Origin of the sequence: Aquirufa antheringensis (assembly GCF_023921165.1) — a bacterium.
GTDB lineage: Bacteria > Bacteroidota > Bacteroidia > Cytophagales > Spirosomataceae > Aquirufa > Aquirufa antheringensis.
Genome location: NZ_CP049835.1, coordinates 1,003,083 through 1,021,725, shown reverse-complemented (window position 1 = coordinate 1,021,725; position 18,643 = coordinate 1,003,083). Strand labels below are relative to the sequence as shown.

At 44.1% G+C, this 18,643-nt stretch carries 17 protein-coding genes; 13 read left to right on the top strand and 4 right to left on the bottom strand.

Going from position 1 to position 18,643, the window contains the following annotated elements; translation table 11 throughout:
• Positions 1 to 9 precede the first annotated feature (9 nt).
• A complete protein-coding gene (locus G9X63_RS04720; protein WP_252624647.1) occupies positions 10 to 516 on the top strand; it encodes a PepSY domain-containing protein in 507 nt (168 codons plus the stop codon).
• Here the strand turns inward: G9X63_RS04720 and G9X63_RS04715 are convergent.
• A complete protein-coding gene (locus G9X63_RS04715) occupies positions 513 to 1,082 on the bottom strand; it encodes a methyltransferase family protein (protein WP_252624645.1) in 570 nt (189 codons plus the stop codon). The genes G9X63_RS04720 and G9X63_RS04715 overlap by 4 nt on opposite strands.
• A gap of 53 nt (positions 1,083 to 1,135) precedes the next feature.
• Here G9X63_RS04715 and G9X63_RS04710 point away from each other — a divergent pair, with 53 nt between their 5' ends.
• From G9X63_RS04710 to G9X63_RS04700, 3 genes are read left to right on the top strand one after another with little or no spacing between them, the layout of a single operon-like run.
• Complete coding sequence (locus G9X63_RS04710) at positions 1,136 to 1,486, top strand: VOC family protein (protein WP_252624644.1); 351 nt, start codon at positions 1,136 to 1,138, stop codon at positions 1,484 to 1,486.
• A gap of 35 nt (positions 1,487 to 1,521) precedes the next feature.
• A complete protein-coding gene (locus G9X63_RS04705) occupies positions 1,522 to 2,439 on the top strand; it encodes a TolB family protein (protein ID WP_252624643.1) in 918 nt (305 codons plus the stop codon).
• Between the two features lie 30 nt (positions 2,440 to 2,469).
• Positions 2,470 to 3,870, top strand: a complete 1,401-nt coding sequence (locus G9X63_RS04700) for a Gfo/Idh/MocA family protein (protein ID WP_252624642.1) — start codon at positions 2,470 to 2,472, stop codon at positions 3,868 to 3,870.
• Between the two features lie 53 nt (positions 3,871 to 3,923).
• Here the strand turns inward: G9X63_RS04700 and katG are convergent, their stop codons facing one another.
• Entirely contained in the window at positions 3,924 to 6,071 is a 2,148-nt protein-coding gene (gene katG, locus G9X63_RS04695) for a catalase/peroxidase HPI (protein WP_252624860.1), read from the bottom strand.
• Between the two features lie 261 nt (positions 6,072 to 6,332).
• Between katG and G9X63_RS04690 the strand changes: the two genes are divergently transcribed.
• From G9X63_RS04690 to G9X63_RS04675, 4 genes are read left to right on the top strand one after another with little or no spacing between them, the layout of a single operon-like run.
• Positions 6,333 to 7,229, top strand: a complete 897-nt coding sequence (locus G9X63_RS04690; protein WP_252624641.1) for a hydrogen peroxide-inducible genes activator — start codon at positions 6,333 to 6,335, stop codon at positions 7,227 to 7,229.
• A 55-nt stretch (positions 7,230 to 7,284) separates the two neighbouring features.
• Positions 7,285 to 7,908: a hypothetical protein gene (locus tag G9X63_RS04685; RefSeq protein ID WP_252624640.1), complete on the top strand. Its 624-nt coding sequence runs from the start codon at positions 7,285 to 7,287 to the stop codon at positions 7,906 to 7,908.
• Positions 7,901 to 8,203 (top strand): winged helix-turn-helix domain-containing protein, encoded by a 303-nt coding sequence (locus tag G9X63_RS04680; RefSeq protein ID WP_130922341.1) that lies wholly within the window; start codon positions 7,901 to 7,903, stop codon positions 8,201 to 8,203. Before G9X63_RS04685 ends, G9X63_RS04680 begins: the two co-directional genes overlap by 8 nt.
• A 1-nt stretch (position 8,204) precedes the next feature.
• On the top strand, positions 8,205 to 9,428 hold the full coding sequence (locus G9X63_RS04675) for a hypothetical protein (protein ID WP_252624639.1): 1,224 nt from the start codon (positions 8,205 to 8,207) through the stop codon (positions 9,426 to 9,428).
• Between the two features lie 41 nt (positions 9,429 to 9,469).
• On the opposite strand, the gene G9X63_RS04670 is transcribed toward G9X63_RS04675, so the two are convergent.
• Positions 9,470 to 12,076 (bottom strand): TonB-dependent receptor, encoded by a 2,607-nt coding sequence (locus G9X63_RS04670; RefSeq protein WP_252624637.1) that lies wholly within the window; start codon positions 12,074 to 12,076, stop codon positions 9,470 to 9,472.
• 134 nt (positions 12,077 to 12,210) lie between these two features.
• On the opposite strand from G9X63_RS04670, the gene G9X63_RS04665 reads away from it, so the two are divergent.
• The 5 genes from G9X63_RS04665 to G9X63_RS04645 all read left to right on the top strand — a co-directional run bounded on the left by G9X63_RS04665 (position 12,211) and on the right by G9X63_RS04645 (position 17,417).
• On the top strand, positions 12,211 to 12,540 hold the full coding sequence (locus G9X63_RS04665) for a DUF6370 family protein (RefSeq protein WP_252624635.1): 330 nt from the start codon (positions 12,211 to 12,213) through the stop codon (positions 12,538 to 12,540).
• A gap of 14 nt (positions 12,541 to 12,554) precedes the next feature.
• Entirely contained in the window at positions 12,555 to 12,872 is a 318-nt protein-coding gene (locus G9X63_RS04660) for a hypothetical protein (RefSeq protein WP_130922337.1), read from the top strand.
• Positions 12,873 to 12,926: 54 nt separating this feature from the next.
• Positions 12,927 to 14,273, top strand: a complete 1,347-nt coding sequence (locus G9X63_RS04655; protein ID WP_130922336.1) for a hypothetical protein — start codon at positions 12,927 to 12,929, stop codon at positions 14,271 to 14,273.
• A complete protein-coding gene (locus tag G9X63_RS04650) occupies positions 14,273 to 14,971 on the top strand; it encodes a hypothetical protein (protein ID WP_252624633.1) in 699 nt (232 codons plus the stop codon). The genes G9X63_RS04655 and G9X63_RS04650 overlap by 1 nt, the downstream gene beginning before the upstream one ends.
• Before the next feature lie 70 nt (positions 14,972 to 15,041).
• Entirely contained in the window at positions 15,042 to 17,417 is a 2,376-nt protein-coding gene (locus tag G9X63_RS04645; RefSeq protein WP_252624632.1) for a TonB-dependent receptor domain-containing protein, read from the top strand.
• Here G9X63_RS04645 and G9X63_RS04640 read toward each other — a convergent pair.
• Positions 17,414 to 18,601 carry a multidrug effflux MFS transporter gene (locus tag G9X63_RS04640; protein WP_252624630.1) on the bottom strand — a complete coding sequence of 396 codons (1,188 nt, stop codon included), beginning with the start codon at positions 18,599 to 18,601 and terminating at the stop codon, positions 17,414 to 17,416. The two genes, G9X63_RS04645 and G9X63_RS04640, sit on opposite strands and share 4 nt — an antisense overlap.
• Between the last annotated feature and the right edge of the window lie 42 nt (positions 18,602 to 18,643).

The following is an 18,643-nucleotide window of genomic DNA, read 5'->3' as shown; positions in this document are numbered from 1 at the left end:
TAAAATAATATGAGTCAATTATCCACTAAAATGCGCACCTACCACCGTTATTTAGGCTTCTTCTTAGCCGGCATTATGGCGGTTTATTCCATCAGCGGAATCATCTTGATCTTTAGAGAAACCAGCTTTTTAAAGAGTGAGGTGCACAAAGTTCAAACCTTGAAACCCGGGCTAAAAAACGAGGAATTAGGCAAAGAATTACACTTACGCGGCTTTAAGCCGGACACGACGATAGGCGACGTGGTTTCCTTTAAACAAGGTACGTATAACCTGAAATCGGGCGTGGCTGATTATACGGTTTCTGAGCAACCGGCCATCGTGAATAAGATGACGAAATTGCATAAAGCCACCACGAATGATCCTTTGTTCTACCTAAACATCTTCTTCGGACTATCCCTGCTTTTCTTCGTGATTTCATCCTTCTGGATGTTCTTGCCTAAGACGAGCATCTTTAAAAAAGCGATGTTATTTACACTGGCTGGGGCAATTTTAACGATTGTGTTGTTGCTACTTTAATACAGAAGGGGGATAATCGCTTTTACCCTTTTTTGGTAGTCCAGGTATTTATCGCCAAAAACTTCCACCAGCTTTCTCTCCTCTAAGCGGTATCCTATTAGGATATAGCTGTAAGAAATCAGTAGGACGAGTAACATTTTTTGGGTGGGAACGAGTAGAAATAGGCCCAGGATTAAGACTATAGTGGCAAAATACAGCGGATGTCTCACGTATTGATACATCCCAGTAAACACTAATTCCGGTTTCGTCTCTTTCTTAAGGCCTAAAAATTCAGCCCCGTCAAAAGCTTTAAACGCTAGATACAAGAGCACGAGCCCTGTGATTAGTAGAAAAATTCCCAGCGGAACTAGCCAAGCAGACGCAAATAATAGAGGATCTGGGAGGAAGATGCTCCCGTATAAAAGGGGGATTAAACCCGCGATGGCGATTAAATTATAGCTAATTCTGTAATAGGCGAATAGGCCAGGAATGCGTTTTTCAACGCTTGATTTTACCTCGTTAGAAGCCAGGAAACTATGGATAAAAAAATACACTATCCAGCCAAAACCTAAGAGGATGATTTCCATGTTGATTTTTGATGAGGAACAAATCTACCGTAAATTAGTCAAAAATATACCCTATGCCCCTATTAAAAGCGACCCCCATTCTAGCCTATTTAGATCGCGAAGCAACGGTCGCTTTCTATGAGAGTTTGGGCTTTACAAGTAATGCCAAATGGGATGGCTACTTGATGTTTTCGCGCGACGAAATCAACATTCATTTGTGGTGTTGCGATGACGAGAGCATCCCGAAAAACACGGGATGTTACGTGTATGTAGATGAGATTGAAGTTTTATACAAAGAATGCGAGGTGCTCGGAATTGTGCATCCGAATGGAAAGCTTCAAACGATGGCTTGGGGCATGCGCCAATTCAGCATCTTAGATAACAGCGGAAACATCATTCATTTCGGTCAGGACATCAAAAGCTAATCTTTTTTCTATCTTGTAGGCTAAACCTATGAAACATGAAAAAAATCGCGATCCTCTTGCTGGGATTCAGCCTGTCTCTTTCTGCGCAGATCCCTGCCGGAAAGAAAGTGATTTCTTCTCTCTATGTGTATGATTTGGCCTCTGGCAAATCGGAATTAATCCTCACCGAAAAGCGGCATTTCGAAGCCCCTAATTGGTCGCGCGATGGCCAGTATTTGTTGATTAATGCGTACGGAAAGCTAGAGAAAATCAGCCCGAAAGGCATAAAATTAGGCGAGTTAAACACCGGATCGGTGGACAAAGCGAATAACGATCATGGTTATTCGTTCGATGGGAAATCCCTGTATATTTCGAGTGCTAAAGCCGAGATCAAAGAGCATACCTCCTTCATCTACAAAGTTTCTTCCGAAGGTGGAAATCCGGTTCAGCTTACTCCATTAACCCCCTCTTACTGGCATGGCATTTCTCCAGATGGCAAGATAATGGTCTATTGTGCGGCGAGAAATGGCAATTATGACGTTTATGCGATGTCTTCGGATGGCGGCGAAGAGATTCGGTTGACCTCTACAGAAGGCTTAGATGATGGACCGGAATATTCACCGGATGGCAAGCACATTTATATCAATTCGTATCGGTCTGGGATGATGCAGATTTGGCGAATGAAAGCGGACGGATCAGAGCCGGAACAGATGACGTTTGATGCGCACTCGAACTGGTTTGCGCACATCTCGCCTAACAATAAAGTAGCGACGATTATTACCTATATGGAGGACCAAAAGCAGGCCCACCCCTTTGGACATCAGGTAAAACTACGCTTGTTGGATTTAAAAACGAAAGCGGTGAAAGATTTAACAGACGCATTTTATGGCGGACAAGGGACCATCAATGTGCCTTCTTGGAGCCCAGATGGCAAGAAATTTGCCTATGTGCGCTATGCGTTAGAAGATTTATAAATTCGTATATTTAGCAAAAACCTAGTTACTATGAACAAAGATAGCCAAGCTTCCAGACGGAAGTTTTTACAACAAATCGGCGCCACGAGCCTTGTGGCAGCCTCTTCTCCTTTTGCTTCTCTAGGCGCACAACAAAAAGCGGAAGAACGTATTCTGACCTATGAAAAACGCATCTCGGTGGGCGAAAAGATTCGCTTGGGAGTGATTGGTTTTGGGGTTCAGGGTCACTTTGACTTAGCCTCAGCGCTGAAAGTGCCAGGGGTGGAATTAGCCGGAATCTGTGATCTATACACGGGTCGCATCGAAAACGCGAAGGAATTATACGGGAAGGATTTATACACAACCCGTAATTACAAAGAATTATTAGACCGTTCGGACATCGACGCGGTGATCATCGCGACACACGATGTGTGGCACGCGCGGATTACGATCGATGCTTTGGCCAAAGGCAAACACGTCTACATCGAAAAACCGATGGTGTATAAAATAGACGAGGGCCCTAAAGTGATTGCCGCCCAAAAGAAATACGGCAAAGTCCTACAAGTAGGGTCTCAGCGCGTGAGCAGCATCGGCTTAGCAAAAGCGAAAGAGATGTTAGCGGCTGGCGAGATCGGAAAATTAAATATGGTGAACGCGGTCTACGATCGCCAAAGCTCCATCGGCGCTTGGCAATATACCATTCCGAAGGACGCAGACGCTTCGACTTGCGATTGGAATCGCTTCATCGAGGCAACGGCAAAGATGGAATTCGACGCGAAGAAATTCTTCTGGTGGCGTGCCTTTAAAGAAGTAGGAACCGGCGTGGCGGGTGATTTATTCATCCACTTATTGTCAGGAACCCACTTTATGACGAACTCGAATGGCCCAGAAACGATCTTCTCTACCGGGCAATTTAGCCATTGGAATGACGGTCGTAACTTACCAGATGTGATGTCGGGTGTGATGCAATATGGCAACACGGCGGAGCATCCAGCCTTCCAATTAACCTTGCAAGTCAACTTTGTCAGTGGCACGGGCGGACAAGAGGTGATTCGTTTGATCGGTTCAGAGGGAGTGATGGATGTGAAAGGAAACACGATTTCTGTGAAGCATAGCATTATGCCAGAAGCTCCGGGTTTTGGCGGGTACGATTCCGTATTTACGCTTCCTAAAAGTATGCAGGAAGAAATGACCCGTGATTACAACGCGAAATGGACAGACGCACAACGCAAACGCCCTACGAAAGAGGACGTGATTTTCAGAGCACCTGCAGGATATGATGAGCACGTGGATCACTTCACCCACTTCTTTGATGCGATTCGCAACGGGACGTCGGTAGTGGAAGATGCGGCCTTTGGATTTAGAGCGGCAGCGCCAGCTTTAGCTTGTAACGAAAGTTATTTCCAAAAGAAAATCATTCAGTGGGATCCAGTGAATATGAAATTGAAGTAAACAAAAAAGCCGGCTCTGATGAGGGCCGGCTTTTTTCATTCCTTAAACTCAACTTATTTAAACGTCACGTCAAAACGATCAAGGTTCATCACCTTTGTCCATGCTTTCACGAAGTCGTTTACAAATTTGTTTTGCACATCCTTGGTTGCATATACCTCAGCTAAGGCACGAAGCTCTGAATTCGATCCAAAAATCAAGTCCGCACGAGTCGCCGTCGCTTTCACCGCACCTGTCTTCTCGTCTGTTCCTACGAACTCTTCTTTCGTTGCGTTCGCTGGCTTCCACGTCGTTCCCATCTCTAATAAGTTCACGAAGAAATCATTCGTTAGCGCATCTTTCTTCGTAGTGAAGATACCGTGCTTCGAACCATTGTAATTCGCGTTCAACGCGCGCATACCACCTGTTAACACCGTCATTTCTGGGGCTGTCAAAGTCAATAATTGGGCCTTGTCCACGAATAATTCTTCCGTCGATAACGTGTATTGCGTTTTCAAGTAGTTGCGGAAACCATCTGCCATTGGCTCTAATAATCCGATGGAAGCGATGTCCGTTTGTGCTTGTGTGGCATCCATACGACCTGGGATAAATGGCACAGTGGTCTTCACACCCGCATTTGCAGCTGCTTTTTCTACCGCAGCAGAACCTCCTAAGACGATTAAGTCCGCGATCGATACTTTTTTCTTACCTGCTTTCGCGTTGAATTCTTGTTGAATTTTCTCTAACACAGCTAAGACTTTCTCTAATTGCTTTGGATTATTTACCTCCCAGTTGCGTTGTGGTAATAAGCGAATACGCGCTCCATTAGCCCCACCACGGCGATCTGAGTGACGGTAGGTAGAAGCCGAAGCCCAGGCCGTCGAAACTAATTCGCTGATCGATAAACCCGAGTTCAACAGCTTCACTTTCAAGGCTGCAATATCTGCGGCGTTAATCACTTCATGATTCAATGCAGGGATTGGATCTTGCCAAATCAATTCCTCCTTCGGAATTTCTGGTCCTAAATACGTCGAACTAGGTCCCATGTCGCGGTGCGTTAATTTGAACCAAGCTTTGGCAAAAGCCTTCGCATATACTTCTGGATTCTCTAAGAAATTACGAGAGATTTTCTCGTAGGCCGGATCTACGCGCAAGGCGATATCCGTCGTTAACATCGTAGGCTTGTGGAAGGTATTTTTGTCAAATGCATCCGGGATAATGTTTGCGCTATTTTTCGCAATCCATTGGTTCGCACCTGCCGGGCTTTTCTCTAATGACCACTCATTGTTAAACAATAAATGCAAGTACCCAATACCCCATTGTGTAGGCGTCGAAGTCCACGTCACCTCTAAACCAGACGTGATCGCATCTTTTCCTTTACCAGATTTATAGGTGCTCTTCCAGCCTAAGCCTTGCTCCTCGATGCCAGCTGCTTCAGGATTTTCTCCAACGTTTGTAGCCGGACCTGCACCGTGTGTTTTACCGAATGTGTGACCACCCGCGATCAACGCAACGGTCTCCTCATCATTCATCCCCATACGACCGAAAGTCTCGCGAATATCTTTCGCAGAGGCTGCCGGATCTGGCACGCCATTAGGACCTTCTGGGTTTACATAAATTAAGCCCATTTGAACCGCCGCTAATGGATTCTCTAACTTGCGACCTTCTGAATAGCGGTTTTTATCATCTAACCATTTCTTCTCAGATCCCCAATATACGTTCGCTTCTGGCTCCCAAACGTCTGTACGCCCACCGGCAAAACCAAACGTTTTAAAGCCCATTTGCTCTAGCGATACGTTTCCTGTCAAGACCATTAAGTCTGCCCAAGAGATTTTATCGCCATATTTTTGCTTGATCGGCCATAACAAACGACGTGCCTTATCTAGGTTCGTATTATCTGGCCAAGAGTTCAATGGCGAGAAACGTTGTTGACCCGCGCGAGAACCGCCACGGCCATCGCCTGTTCGGTAGGTACCAGCACTATGCCAAGCCATACGGATAAATAGTGGACCATAATTACCGAAATCGGCCGGCCACCAATCTTGTGATTTAGTCAAGACAGCCGCGATGTCTTTTTTCAAGGCAAAGTAGTCTAGGCTCTTAAATGCTTTGATGTAATTGAAGTCTGGGCCCATTGGGTTTGACTTCTCGGAATTTTGGCGAAGCATGCCCACATTCAATTGGTTAGGCCACCAGTCTTTGTTTGTTGTTCCAGACGCTTTCATTCCCGTGTGAGGATTGATTCCAGCATGTGGATTAACACCGGCTGCTGCATGTGGATTCGCACCGCTACCGTGTGGATTAGCGGCTGCTCCACCGTGTGGATTAGCATACTCTTGCGCGAAAGTGGCTGAACTTGCAACCAAACCGCAAAGGATAAGTAGTTTTTTCATGATTCTTGATTTTTAGTGGAGTGAAATTACGGGCAAAAAATGAATAGAGAAAACTGAAATTTTCTATATTTGGCATAGATAAAATCTATAGTCATGAATATACAGCAATTAGAATACATACTGGCCGTTGATCAATTTAAAAGCTTCTCGAAAGCAGCTGATTATTGTCATGTTACGCAGGCGACTTTGAGTGCGATGGTGAAAAAGCTAGAGGAGCAGCTGGATATCGTCATTTTCGACCGCAAGGCAAATCCCATCGCGACCACGGAAAATGGCCGGGAGATTTTAGTACAAGCTAGACAGGTAGTCGCCCACGCGAACGCGCTCTTATCTTCCTCTAAGGCGATCAATCAAAAGGTGGAAGGCCGGGTAAAAATGGGGGTGATTCCCACGATTGCGAGTTCCATGTTGCCCCTTATCTTGAAGTATTTGGTGGAAAAATACCCTATGCTGCAGTTAGAAGTGTACGAGGTGACGACGAATCAACTGATCAAGGATTTACGAGATGGTAAATTAGATGTAGGTATTTTAAGTACGCCCATCGCCTCTACTGAGGTGGAAACGGAGCTTTTGTATGTGGAAGATTTGTGTGTTTATGGTCATTTGCCTGCAGGGAAACATTCCATTGATAAAGCGGAATTAGCGAGGCAACGCATGTTTCTCTTACAAGAGGGTCACTGCCTGCGCGATCAAATTATTCAGCTGTGTGATTTGAAGAAGAATAAGTCCTTGCCGTCTAATTTATCGGTGGAATCGAACACATTTGATACCTTGTTAAATCTCGTGGATGAATTCAGCGGCTTAACGGTGTTACCTGCCTTGTATGTAGGCCAAATGAGTGAAGTTAGAAAATCCCATTTGATTGAATTAAAAGAGGGTTCTTTAACACGCGAAGTGAGTTTGGCGTATTACCGGCCCTATGCGAAATGGAATATATTGAATCGCTTAAAGGCTGAAATTGCGGAAATTGTGCAAGGCCATTTAGGGTAATCGCTTGTTTTTATGGATTTCCATTTTAACTTTGTATCGCAAAGTACTTTTTATTATGGAAAAACACGAAGAACAATTAGCCGCGATTCAAGAAATGCGGAATTTAATGGACCGAGCCTCGCGCTTTCGTTCCATTAGCGGACTCTCTGCTGCTGTGGCAGGTTTGCTCGCTCTACTCTGTGTGGCGGTGGTGAGTCTATTCACTGACATCCTTTTTGTAGATGCGGAGGCCTTTGACCAAATGGCCCGCGGTGCGTTTGCTACACCCGTTTTTACTTGTTTCCTGTTATTATTGGTGGTTTCTGTTGGTTTTGGGATAACGCTGGCAGCGAGAAATGCCCGTTCGAAAGGGCAATCAGCCTGGGATTCAGCCGCGAAAAGACTTGCCTATCATGTGTCCATTCCCCTCGTAGTTGGGGGTATTTTTTCTTTTCTGATGGGCCATCTTGGCTTGTGGGGATTAGTGCCCGCAATAACCTTACTTTTTTACGGATTAGCCCTATTTAATGGGAGTCATTATACGCTAGATGCTGTCCGCATTTTAGGGCTATGTGAAATGATGCTAGGTCTCTTAGCTGCCTTTTGGGTAGCGTATGGCCTCGTGATCTGGGTCGTTGGATTTGGTCTGTTGCATGTGGTTTTTGGCCTGTACCTTTATCTAAAATACGAACGTGTCTAGTTATTTAGCTGATTTCAATAAGGTCTTTGAGAGTCGCGTGCGGCTGGGCATGATGTCGTTGCTCGTCGTTCAGGAACAGGTGGATTTTGGCCAAATAAAAGAAAATCTTCAACTCAGCGATGGTAACTTGGCCAGTCATATGGCGGCTCTAGAAAAAATGGGCTATGTGGAAGTTCGGAAACAATTTATCGGTAAGAAACCTAACACCACCTATGCGATCACAGCCCTAGGTCGTCAAGCTTTTGTTGAGCATTTAGCATCGCTTGAAAAATTAATTCAACAAATACATCCTTGATATGGAAAATCAAATCATACAACAGATTGCAAATCCGGCTGCTTTAGAGCAATTATACCGGTCTAATCCGACAGCTTTTTCCCGTGCCTTTCAAGTCGTTTACCCGGAAATTTCTACTTCATTGGCGGCGCAGGTTTGGCACGAGCGATTAGCTAAATCGTCTACCTCTTGGGGGTCGAAGGGAGATTGGATTTTACTCGCCTCTCTCGCGTCTATCGTTGCTTTTTTAATGCAGATGCCAGATCTGTTTTCGATATCACACGATCTTTATTTCCCCCGAAACATGTCATTTATTGTGATGCCAGGTATCGGAGCTTATTTTGCGTACAAGCAAGGTTTAACAGTAAGACAAGTAACAGCGCCACTTTTAGCGCTGTTAGTATCTATCGTTTTTATTAATGTTTTACCAGAAGGAAGTACTACTTTAATTTTGACTTGTCTGCATATTCCGCTTTTGATTTGGCTTGCGGTAGGCTATCTTTTTGCCGGAAACGACCCAGCAAAGCGGATGGAATTTTTGCGTTACCATGGCGATTTAGTGGTGATGACGGCAGTAATCGGATTAGCAGGGGGCTTGTTTACAGGCTTGACACTGAATCTGTTCCAACTAATAGGAATTACCATAGAGGATTTCTATTTCCAGTATGTAGCACTCTCTATTATGCCTTCAGTACCGCTTTTCGCCACTTTTTTAGTCCGTCAAAATGGGAGTCTCGTGAGCAAAATCTCCCCTGTGATCGCGCGTATTTTTACGCCTCTAGTGACGATTACCCTAGCCTTGTTTTTAGGGGCGATTATTTATACCGGGAAAGATCCGTATAACGATAGAGAATTTTTGGTTGTATTTAATGGGATATTGATAGGGGTGATGGCTTTGATTTTGTTCTCTTTAGGCGAAGCTACGAAGGCGAATGCTTCTCGCGTGCATCAGTATTTCTTGTTCGCCTTAGCGGTGTTAGCGATCATCGATAATGGGATTGCTTTGTCGGCCATCGGTTATCGACTTTTTGAGTTTGGGATAACGCCTAATCGCCTAGCGGTGCTGGGAAGTAATGCCATTGTGATGCTGCATTTGATGCTGGCTACGAAGAAGCTTTGGGAGTTTTTGAAGGGCCAAAAAACGATCGAAGAAGTCGAGCTCGGTCTCACCGCCTACTTGCCCATTTATGCCATTTGGGCGGCGATAGTCAGCTTCTTATTTCCGCTGATTTTCCAGTTTAGTTAATAAAAAAGGCCCGATATTTTCGGGCCTTTTTATTGTTATTTTTATTGCATCTGCATAGCATCCATTCCGCCACCAGAATTGTTCTTTTTCATTTGGCTCATGTCGAATTTACCGAAACGAAGCGAGAACGTCAGACGAATCATTTGCGGATTGGATAGGCGGTAAGATGTCTGTGAGAATCCCTCCCCGAATGAAACACGGGTGTTTCCACGGGAACGGGTTAGGTCATTAAACGCTAAGGTCAAAGAAGCCATATCATTTTTCAAGAACGTCTTTTTGATCGCTAAATCGATGCCAAAGAAGGGCTCAATATATCCCTGCGATGAACTTTGCGTCTGCATGCCTGGAGGGCCTTGCATTCCTTGGTTCTGTGTGACTGGCACATTCGTCTTGCCTTGGTAATCACCAGACAGCTGGATGCTCCATTTTTTGGGCAAAATAAACGTGTTATTTAACTTCCCAAATACCGTCCATAAGGCCTCATTTACCTGCGTCGCATCGATATTCGAGATATTGATTTTCGAATTATACATATTCACGTTCGCCGTTAAATCCCACCACGTCTGCAACTTGTTCGTATACGTGAATTCTAAACCATAGTTAATGCTCGAATTCGCGTTCACAAACGTGTTAATCAAATCCAGTTTACCACTGATCGGATTCGTCTCTTGTTTCAAATAACGCGTGATTAAATTGTCTGTGTATTTGTAATACCCAGACACTAAGAAAGTCGCAGACCCTTGAGACTTGCTATAGGAAAGCTCCCCAGATGTGGTGAATTCCGGTACTAAATCCGCGTTTCCGCGCTGGATGTTCAAGCTATCGCTGTAGTCTACGAATGGAATAATTTGGAAGAAATTAGGACGATTTACGCGGCGCGTGACGCTTAATTGCATTTGATCCGTCTTTGATAAATCTTTTTTCAAGAAGATAGATGGGAACAAGCTAAGCGGGTATTTATTGTTAAATGCCTGGTTTGTATTCAACAATTTTCCTTCGTATTCTGAGCTTTCGCCACGTAATCCGATTTTGTAAGAGAGCGTTTTGCTCGCCTTGCCTGAGATAGAAAAATAGGCCGCATACACCTTATTCGTACTCTCGTAGTTCGTCGAGGCAGAGGTGATCGTTCTATAAACGTCTGAGCCCACCGGTTTCAATGTGTTCGTATTCTCATTCGCTAACTCATTGATTTGCGCTCTTACACCCGTTTCGATGGTGCCCTCGTTTTTAATGGGTGTCACGTAATCTAACTGAACGGTCATGAAGGCATTTTTTCCAGAGCCGATGTTTTTCTGAATTTGTGTCCCAGTGATGGTATTGTTGTTTAGGTAATCCGTAGTGAAAGTACCTTCTCCTTTGTTTGTTCCGCCAAAGTAGTTCAAATCTCCCGTTAACTCTCTCCCTGCTTTCGGGTAAGTATGTTTGAATCCGGCTTGGAATCCAGACGGCTTAAATTCGCGGGAGCTCTCAGAAACGCGGTGACTTAAGGTAGTCAGACCATTCACGGTACTTGAAATATAGGTGTCCTCCGTAGGCTTAAATTGACCGCCCCCACCAAAGAAAGCACCTAAAGACAAGGTCGTCCGATTGCTCGCTGCATAATCTGCTGAAACACGCGGGAAAAACATCACCCCTTGTGTCTTATTATCTGATTCTTGACTGACAGAAGACAAAATGCCACCTAAATCACTCGTACGCTCACTATTTCCAATGGAATTATTGCGTACACGCATGTTCATCAGAGTGGCTGTCAAGTTCCATTTGTTCTGTTGGTAGGTGAAATTCCCCATGATATTCGAACCGCCAAAACGATCCGCCCCCACGTTCACCATTCCATTATAGCCATTCTTTTTGTTTTTCTTTAACACGATGTTAATGATACCCGCCATACTTCCGGATGCATCGTATTTCGCGGATGGATTCGTGATTACCTCTACTTTTTCAATAATGTCGGCTGGAATTTGATCCATCGAAAGGCTGGTAGGACGACCATCAATAAACAAGGTCGGATTCGCATTACGCACTTTCACATTACCGTCGATGTCGACTTGCACGGAAGGGATATTACGCATGACATCAATCGCCGTTCCACCCGTTGTCACTAAGTTTTGTGCCACATTAAAGGATTTTTTATCGATGTCCATTTCGACCAAAGACTTCGTCCCCGTCACCACGACATTCTCTAATTCTTTCGAATCCTGTGCTAGTTTAATATTCCCTAAATCTTTCTCAAAGGCTGCCATCATTTTCGCCATATCGGGCTGAACTCCTGGTTCCATTTTAGGCATTTCAAAAGCAACCGCTGCTTCGTAGTTTTTGTAACCTACAAAGGAGATTTTGATTTTTAAACGTGCGTTTACGGGAATTTCTTTGAAGTTAAAGTCACCGTTTAGTTCGGCTGTTTGAGCTTTCACTAAGATGTCTTTGCTTTGTTTTGTCGCCGGATCAACAGTCGTCTTCAGTAAAACAACAGAGGCGAATTCTACCGGTTTCCCCATTTCGTCTACGACTTTTCCGAAGACGTGACCTTGGTTTAAATTAGCCCCCGGGCCGCGGGCACCAGCTCCTGCAGGAGGACCTCCTGGAACTTGGGCAAAGGTGGAAATGGATAATAGCGCGATGAGCGCAGTAGCAAGTATTTTTTTCATTAGGTGGATTGATTTCAATTAAATTGTACCACAAAGGTACATTCAATTCTATGAATAGGCCATTTTTTCTGCCTGACGGTCGATTGTAGAGATGAATGATGGATATTGTGCGAGAAAAGGTTTTTCTTTACAGGATGAAAAAGCTCCTTTTACTCTTTTTTTTGTCTTCCTTCGTAGCAGCCGCACAAACCAAACCTGCTGGTAAACTAGACGCGTCTAAACCTGTTTTGGTCCTAGAAACCTCGTGTGGCTCTTGCAATTTTGAGATGCCTGGTAAGGAATGTTTTCTCGCTGTAAAATTCGAAGGGAAGGCCTACGCTGTGCAGGGAACTTCTATCGATGATCACGGAGATGCGCACGATGAGAAAGGGTTTTGTATGGCGGTGCGCAAGGCTAAGGTGCAAGGTAGTGTGAAAGGAAATAAATTTGTTGTGAGCTATTTTGAACTTTTAAAGGCAGAATAAACTACCTTTACCCTATGAAAAAAGCGTGGATTTTACAGCTTATCGTGATTTGCAGTTTTGTACTGCTAGGCGAACGCGTATCTTTAAATCCAGACTTTAAGGCTTCTACTAAATCTTTTGTGCATGCAACGTCTGATGATTCTGATGCAATCATTGCAATTGAATTAGAAGACGAAGTAGAAGATGCTTTAACGGTGTTTTTCTTGTCCAAATCTTTCGATTGGAAATCAAAACTCGTCCTCTTTATCCCGTTTTTTGCACTTATTTTACAAGCGCAGCAAGTACGGACAAAAATCCCCCCATATTTACGTTTCCATAATTTAAGACTGTAGTACAAATAGACCTTTTCCTTTATTCAATTCGTCTAATTTATACCAGTCTATCTTATGAAAAAATTCCTTTTGTTGATCCTTGCGATCAGCCCTATTTTGCCTGCGATGGCGCAAGCAGATAATGAAGCGTTAAGATTTAAATTGAACGAAAGTGGGACCCATTATTTTCAGGCCACTTTATTGAACCAGGCTTGGTTGCGTTCTACAGAAAATAATCCGGGGACAACCGTGGAAGGAAATCTGGAATCGCAGTCGACAGATATCGGTTTACGTAGAACGCGGATGCAGTTGTTTGGTCAGATTACGGACCGAACGTTTATTTATTTTCAGTTTGGCCAAAATAATTTCAACGCCCAATACAACTCCACTTCGAACCGCAAAATCGCGCCTTTCTTCCACGATGCCCTAGGTGAATACCGGCTTTCCGATAAAAATCAATTGAAAGTGGGTGGAGGCTTGAGCATTATTTCAGGCTTATCTCGTTTTTCACAACCCAGCATCGGGACGATAACGACGATGGATGTGCCCGTATTTGCACAAACCACCGTGGATCAAATCGATCAGTTTTCGCGCAAATTAAGTGTCTATGCTAGGGGCCAAATCGGGCACTGGGACTACCGTTACATTCTTAGTGATCCTTTCCCTATCACGTCGAACGGCCAAACGCCACCGGCGCTCGCACCGGTTTCGAACTTTGCGTTGAAGGGTCACAACTTACAACACCAAGCGTACTTGATCTATCAGTTTTTTGACCAAGAAGCTCACACGACTCCTTACATGACAGGGTCGTATTTAGGAACTAAAAAGATTGTCAATATCGCTGGAGGATTCATTTACCAAAAGGATGCCATGTGGAATAAAGCCGCCGCCTCGCCAGATACAACTTATCAAAATATGGCCCATTGGGCGATTGAAAGCTTTGTGGACATTCCGTTAAACAAGGAAAAACACAGCGCGCTGAATGCCTACATCGGTTATTTCAATACGAATTACGGCACGAATTATTTGCGCTATAATGGAGTGATGAATCCGGCGAATGGAACCACTGCGACGGCGGCTAACTCGATCAGCGGACATGGTCCGGTGTATGGCAATAGTTACCCGATGTTTGGAACGGGTTCGGTGGTCTATACGCAAATTGGGTATTTATTGCCATCGAAAAATGCGAGTATGTCGAATCGCTGGATGCCCTATGCGTCTGCGACTTTGGCATACTACGATAGACTGAATGGCTTCTCGAATAACACCTTTAACGCGGGGATCAATTACTATATTCAAGGCAATAAATCGAAGTTAAGTCTAGACCTTCAAAACCGCCCGAGCTTCCAAGTAAACCAAGGCGAGCTAGTGAAAGGCCAACGCTTGAATTCGGTGACGCTGCAATTTCAATTGTTTATTTAATGAAGAAGGTCCTTATTTTTTTACTGATTTCCTTTGCAGGTTTCAGTCAACAGAACTTCTTTAATGTGCCGAGTTCGGATATTACGAAGGCAAAACATGTGTTTTTCCAGCAACAATTGAATTTCATTAACGCCGGATTTCAGTCGTCCACGACTTTCTGTTATGGCTTGGGAAAGAACTATGAAATTGGGTTGAATGTGATCGGTGTGACAGTTGATTACGCAGCCTCATTAGCCGATAACCCGGGAACGTTTATTGTACTGAACGGGCAAAAGAAATGGGATGTTTCGCCTGTATTTTCTACCGCACTTGGCGGCCAAATAGGGCTAAGCTCATTGGCTGATGGGGGTGCATATGCCTATTCGAACGGGGTGTATAAACTAGAGCATACTAAATTAGTAGGCGGGATTTATTATTCCTCTGATGCCTATTTCGGCCCAGAAAGTCGGGGGTTCAATGCCTCAGGAACGCTGGATAAATTTGGTTTTCAAGCGGGAATAGAGCGGAATCTTTGGAAAGAAAAACTCTTATTTCAAGCTGATTTTATTAGTGGAAGGCACTCATTGGGCGAAGTCGTTTTAGGCGGGGCCTATTTTATTTCTAAAAATGTGGTGCTTTCTGCCGGCTATCAAATACCCACAATGGGCAGCAAATCGCAAGATGCGGTGGTGTTTGAAATCACGTATATCCCGCTTTAATGTCGCACAAGAATCGCCATTGGTCTCATGGAAGATGGGCTAATGGCGATTTTGATTGAACTTTAACCTTATGAAGAAATCACTACTTTTTTTACTGCTTTTCGGATTTCACGCTTTCTCGCAAAGCTCCATTCAATTGCGCATCGTCGATAAAAAGGCGCCGGTTGAATTCGTGAATGTGCTCTTGTACAGCGCATCGGATTCTGTTAAGATTCTGAAATACGCGACCACCGATAGTGCTGGGGTATTTAAATTATCCGGTTTAGCAGCAGGGAAATATGTCTTGAAAACCCAGATGATGGGCTTTGTGTCGACCAAAATTCCAGTGTCATTGTTGGAATCACAGGCTTTGCATTTGGACGATATTTCGCTGCAAACAGATAGCAAGATGTTAGCTGCTGTCGAAGTACTTTCACAGAAAGAATTAGTCCAAAAAACAACCCAAGGATTCATCGTCAAGGCGAAAGATAATTTGACCCAAGCGGGTGGTTCTGCGACGGATTTATTAAAGAGTATTCCGACCGTAGTGGTAGATGCAGAAGGTTCGATTACGGTGCGCGGAAAAGGGCCGCTTATTTTGATTAATGGCAGAACCTCTGGGATTTCCTCTACGGATTTGATTCCGGCAAGTAGCGTGGAAAGTGTGGAGATTATCAATAATCCATCGGCACAATACGATGCGGATTCAGAGGGCGGAATTATTAACATTACCTTGAAAAAGGCGGCGAAGAGTGGTACGAATGTGTCGGCTTCTGTGGGTGGCGGTTTTGGCGCGAAAGGCCGCGGGAGTGCTGCATTTAGCCTCAATCGATCAGTCGGAAAGTGGAATGTAGGACTATCCTATGACATGCGTTTTTCTGAAAGGACTCGTAAGGCGAACACGACGCGGACGAGTTTTGATCAGTCTTTGAATTATTTATTGCTTCAAAACCGGAATGATAACCGCACGGAAAGTACGCAGAATATAAAGTTCAATGTAGACTATGCGGCATCGTCGCACGACCAATTCAATTTTGAGATTTTATCGAATATCGAAGGACAGGATAACGATGAAGTTTTGGGATCCCAATTCTCCACCCAATTAGGCGCATTTAACTCGCGGAATATCCGGGAATCCATCGAATTAGAGAAAGGATTGGCCGTGGAATTTGCGGGGACTTACAAGCATTTGTTTGCCGATAAAAAGGAGAAATTAATCATTAACGCGAGTACCTCTATTGGTCGTGATAATCAAGATACGGACATCAATACAAAGTCATTGACGGAAAGTGGAACGAGCTACGGCTCCACATTTTTACAGCGCACCTACAGCTATGCAAAGCCGCAAATGACTAATGTTAAAGTGGATTATGCTAAACCAATTTCTTCTTCTACCACTCTTGAAACAGGGTATAAAGGAATTTACAGAGCGAACAATATCGACTTCCAAAACCAAACGTTTATCGGTTCTAGCTATGTAAAAAATCCTGCTGTGAGTAATATTTTTGACTTCAAAGAGCAAATTTATGCGGCCTATGTGCAGATCAAATCGGAGCCGTCAGCTTCATTTAAATACGATATAGGTTTGCGCGCGGAGAAAGTGATGAACGAAGGTACCTCGATTTCGAATTCGTCTATTTCGTTTCAACGCGTCTATTTCAACCTATTCCCCACAGCGAATTTTGCGTATTTTGTGAATAAAGTCGATTTCTTGAAATTCAGTTATAGCCGCCGCATTAACCGCCCCGGTTTAGGGGAGTTAAATCCCATGATTGACATCACCGATTCCTTGAACCAACACGGCGGAAATCCATATTTGAAACCGGAATTAGTGAATGCGTTCGAGGTAGGATACAACAAAGAGGGAGAGGGCTGGAGTTTATCTAGCAGCGCCTTTTATCGTTTATCGAATAATATCATTCGCACCTATATTGATTTGAAGCCGAATGGAGTAGCCATAACGACTCCGCAAAACTTTGGCAATGCGACGACTTACGGTGTAGAAGAAATTTTGGACTGGTTTCCGACCAAATTTTGGAGTGTGAATACGAGCCTCTCGCTTTTTGACCAAAAGATTGATGGCAATGTCGTGAGCACGGATGTGGCAAATGAAGTGGTGAGTTGGTATGGTAAAATGATTCACAACTTTACGCTTTCGAAGCAATCTAAATTGCAAATCATTGGTGCTTATAACGCGCCCACGGCAATGGCTCAAGGGACGAGAATGGCCGTTTATAATGTGGATTTAGGCTTCCAGACTAAGATTCTAAAAGGCAAGGGTGGCTTAGGAATTGTAATTAGCGACGTCTTTAATATGCAAAGCAGCGGATGGGACCTTTGGTCGGCTAATTTTGCATTGAACAGAAAGATGAAAGTAGATACACGCGCGGTATTTGTCACGTTCGCTTATTCTTTTGCGAACATATTCAAGGAATCTTTATTGGATAATTTATTCTCGAATAACTAGATAAATCTACGCCCGATTCCGAATAAAATGCTGTTTGCTATCACCGCACAGCCCACGATGATAATCGCCATCGTGAATGGTGTGCCATCAAAAAGCAAACCCACTAAAGTAGCACAAACTGCGCCCCAAGCCATTTGAATAGAGCCTAGCATCGCTGAAGCTGTTCCGGCACCCCGATGGAAAGGCTTTAGCGCAAGGGTCGCTACGTTAGGAAAATTGAACCCTTGGCAACCCATAATCAGGAACAAAAGGCCAATATTTAATTCCATTGAAAGTAGATTTAGTTTCGCTAATACCGATAATAATATCCCTAAAACCAATTGCGTAGGGAGCGTCACTTTTAAAATTTGTAAGCTCGAATACTTTTTCAAAACGACGCGATTCAACTGACTCGCGGAGATAATTCCGGAGGCAACAATCGCAAAAATGAAGCCAAATTTAGACTCATCCACGCCATAATAGGTTAAAAATGTCAAAGGCGCTCCTCCTACGTAGGTAAAAATACTACCTGCACCAATGGCACCTGTAAAAGCGAAAACCAAGTATTCTTTCTCCTTAAATAAAGCCTTGTAAGCTTTCAGTATAGTGGAGATGCGGAATGGTCCACCGTGCTCGCGATTGGTCTTTTCCGGTAACCAGGATTTGATCAAGAAAATGATTACTAAAAGGATGAAGGCCAAAACCAAAAAGATCGCTTCCCAGTTCGCAATCGTTAACAATAAACTACCTAAAGAAGGCGCTAAAATGGGGGAAACCCCTAAAATCAAGATCATCAATGACATGACCTTAGGCCGATCTTTTTCTTCAAACGTTTCCCGAATAACGGCATTGGGAGCTACCATTCCCACACTTCCACCCAGCGCTTGGAACAAACGAAATACGACTAACATTTCCACAGATGTCGCAAAGGCGCAAGCGATCGAACTCAGTACATAGACAGATAATCCAATATAGAGGACGTTTTTACGACCAAAATGGTCTAATAAGGGGCCGCTAATGAGCTGACCCATACAGATACCAAAAAAGAAACTGGATAGCGTGTAGCCCATTTCTTCTTGAGAACAATGCAGGGCTGAGGCGATGTTTTTAAAGGCCGGCAAATACATGTCGATGGACAGGGGTCCAATGGCTGACAAGATTCCGAGTATTAAGATGATTTTCGTGCGGTTAGCAGAAGTAGGCATTAGAGAGGGGGTATTTTGAAGACGCAAAGGTACGCCTAATTA

Bases quoted from the DNA above. Each gene is read 5' to 3' on its own strand.
- G9X63_RS04720 (WP_252624647.1), top strand. From the start codon at position 10: ATGAGTCAATTATCCACTAAAATGCGCACCTACCACCGTTATTTAGGC.
- G9X63_RS04715 (WP_252624645.1), bottom strand. From the start codon at position 1,082: ATGGAAATCATCCTCTTAGGTTTTGGCTGGATAGTGTATTTTTTTATC.
- G9X63_RS04710 (WP_252624644.1), top strand. From the start codon at position 1,136: ATGCCCCTATTAAAAGCGACCCCCATTCTAGCCTATTTAGATCGCGAA.
- G9X63_RS04705 (WP_252624643.1), top strand. From the start codon at position 1,522: ATGAAAAAAATCGCGATCCTCTTGCTGGGATTCAGCCTGTCTCTTTCT.
- G9X63_RS04700 (WP_252624642.1), top strand. From the start codon at position 2,470: ATGAACAAAGATAGCCAAGCTTCCAGACGGAAGTTTTTACAACAAATC.
- katG (WP_252624860.1), bottom strand. From the start codon at position 6,071: ATGAAAGCGTCTGGAACAACAAACAAAGACTGGTGGCCTAACCAATTG.
- G9X63_RS04690 (WP_252624641.1), top strand. From the start codon at position 6,333: ATGAATATACAGCAATTAGAATACATACTGGCCGTTGATCAATTTAAA.
- G9X63_RS04685 (WP_252624640.1), top strand. From the start codon at position 7,285: ATGGAAAAACACGAAGAACAATTAGCCGCGATTCAAGAAATGCGGAAT.
- G9X63_RS04675 (WP_252624639.1), top strand. From the start codon at position 8,205: ATGGAAAATCAAATCATACAACAGATTGCAAATCCGGCTGCTTTAGAG.
- G9X63_RS04670 (WP_252624637.1), bottom strand. From the start codon at position 12,076: ATGAAAAAAATACTTGCTACTGCGCTCATCGCGCTATTATCCATTTCC.
- G9X63_RS04665 (WP_252624635.1), top strand. From the start codon at position 12,211: ATGAAAAAGCTCCTTTTACTCTTTTTTTTGTCTTCCTTCGTAGCAGCC.
- G9X63_RS04660 (WP_130922337.1), top strand. From the start codon at position 12,555: ATGAAAAAAGCGTGGATTTTACAGCTTATCGTGATTTGCAGTTTTGTA.
- G9X63_RS04655 (WP_130922336.1), top strand. From the start codon at position 12,927: ATGAAAAAATTCCTTTTGTTGATCCTTGCGATCAGCCCTATTTTGCCT.
- G9X63_RS04650 (WP_252624633.1), top strand. From the start codon at position 14,273: ATGAAGAAGGTCCTTATTTTTTTACTGATTTCCTTTGCAGGTTTCAGT.
- G9X63_RS04645 (WP_252624632.1), top strand. From the start codon at position 15,042: ATGAAGAAATCACTACTTTTTTTACTGCTTTTCGGATTTCACGCTTTC.
- G9X63_RS04640 (WP_252624630.1), bottom strand. From the start codon at position 18,601: ATGCCTACTTCTGCTAACCGCACGAAAATCATCTTAATACTCGGAATC.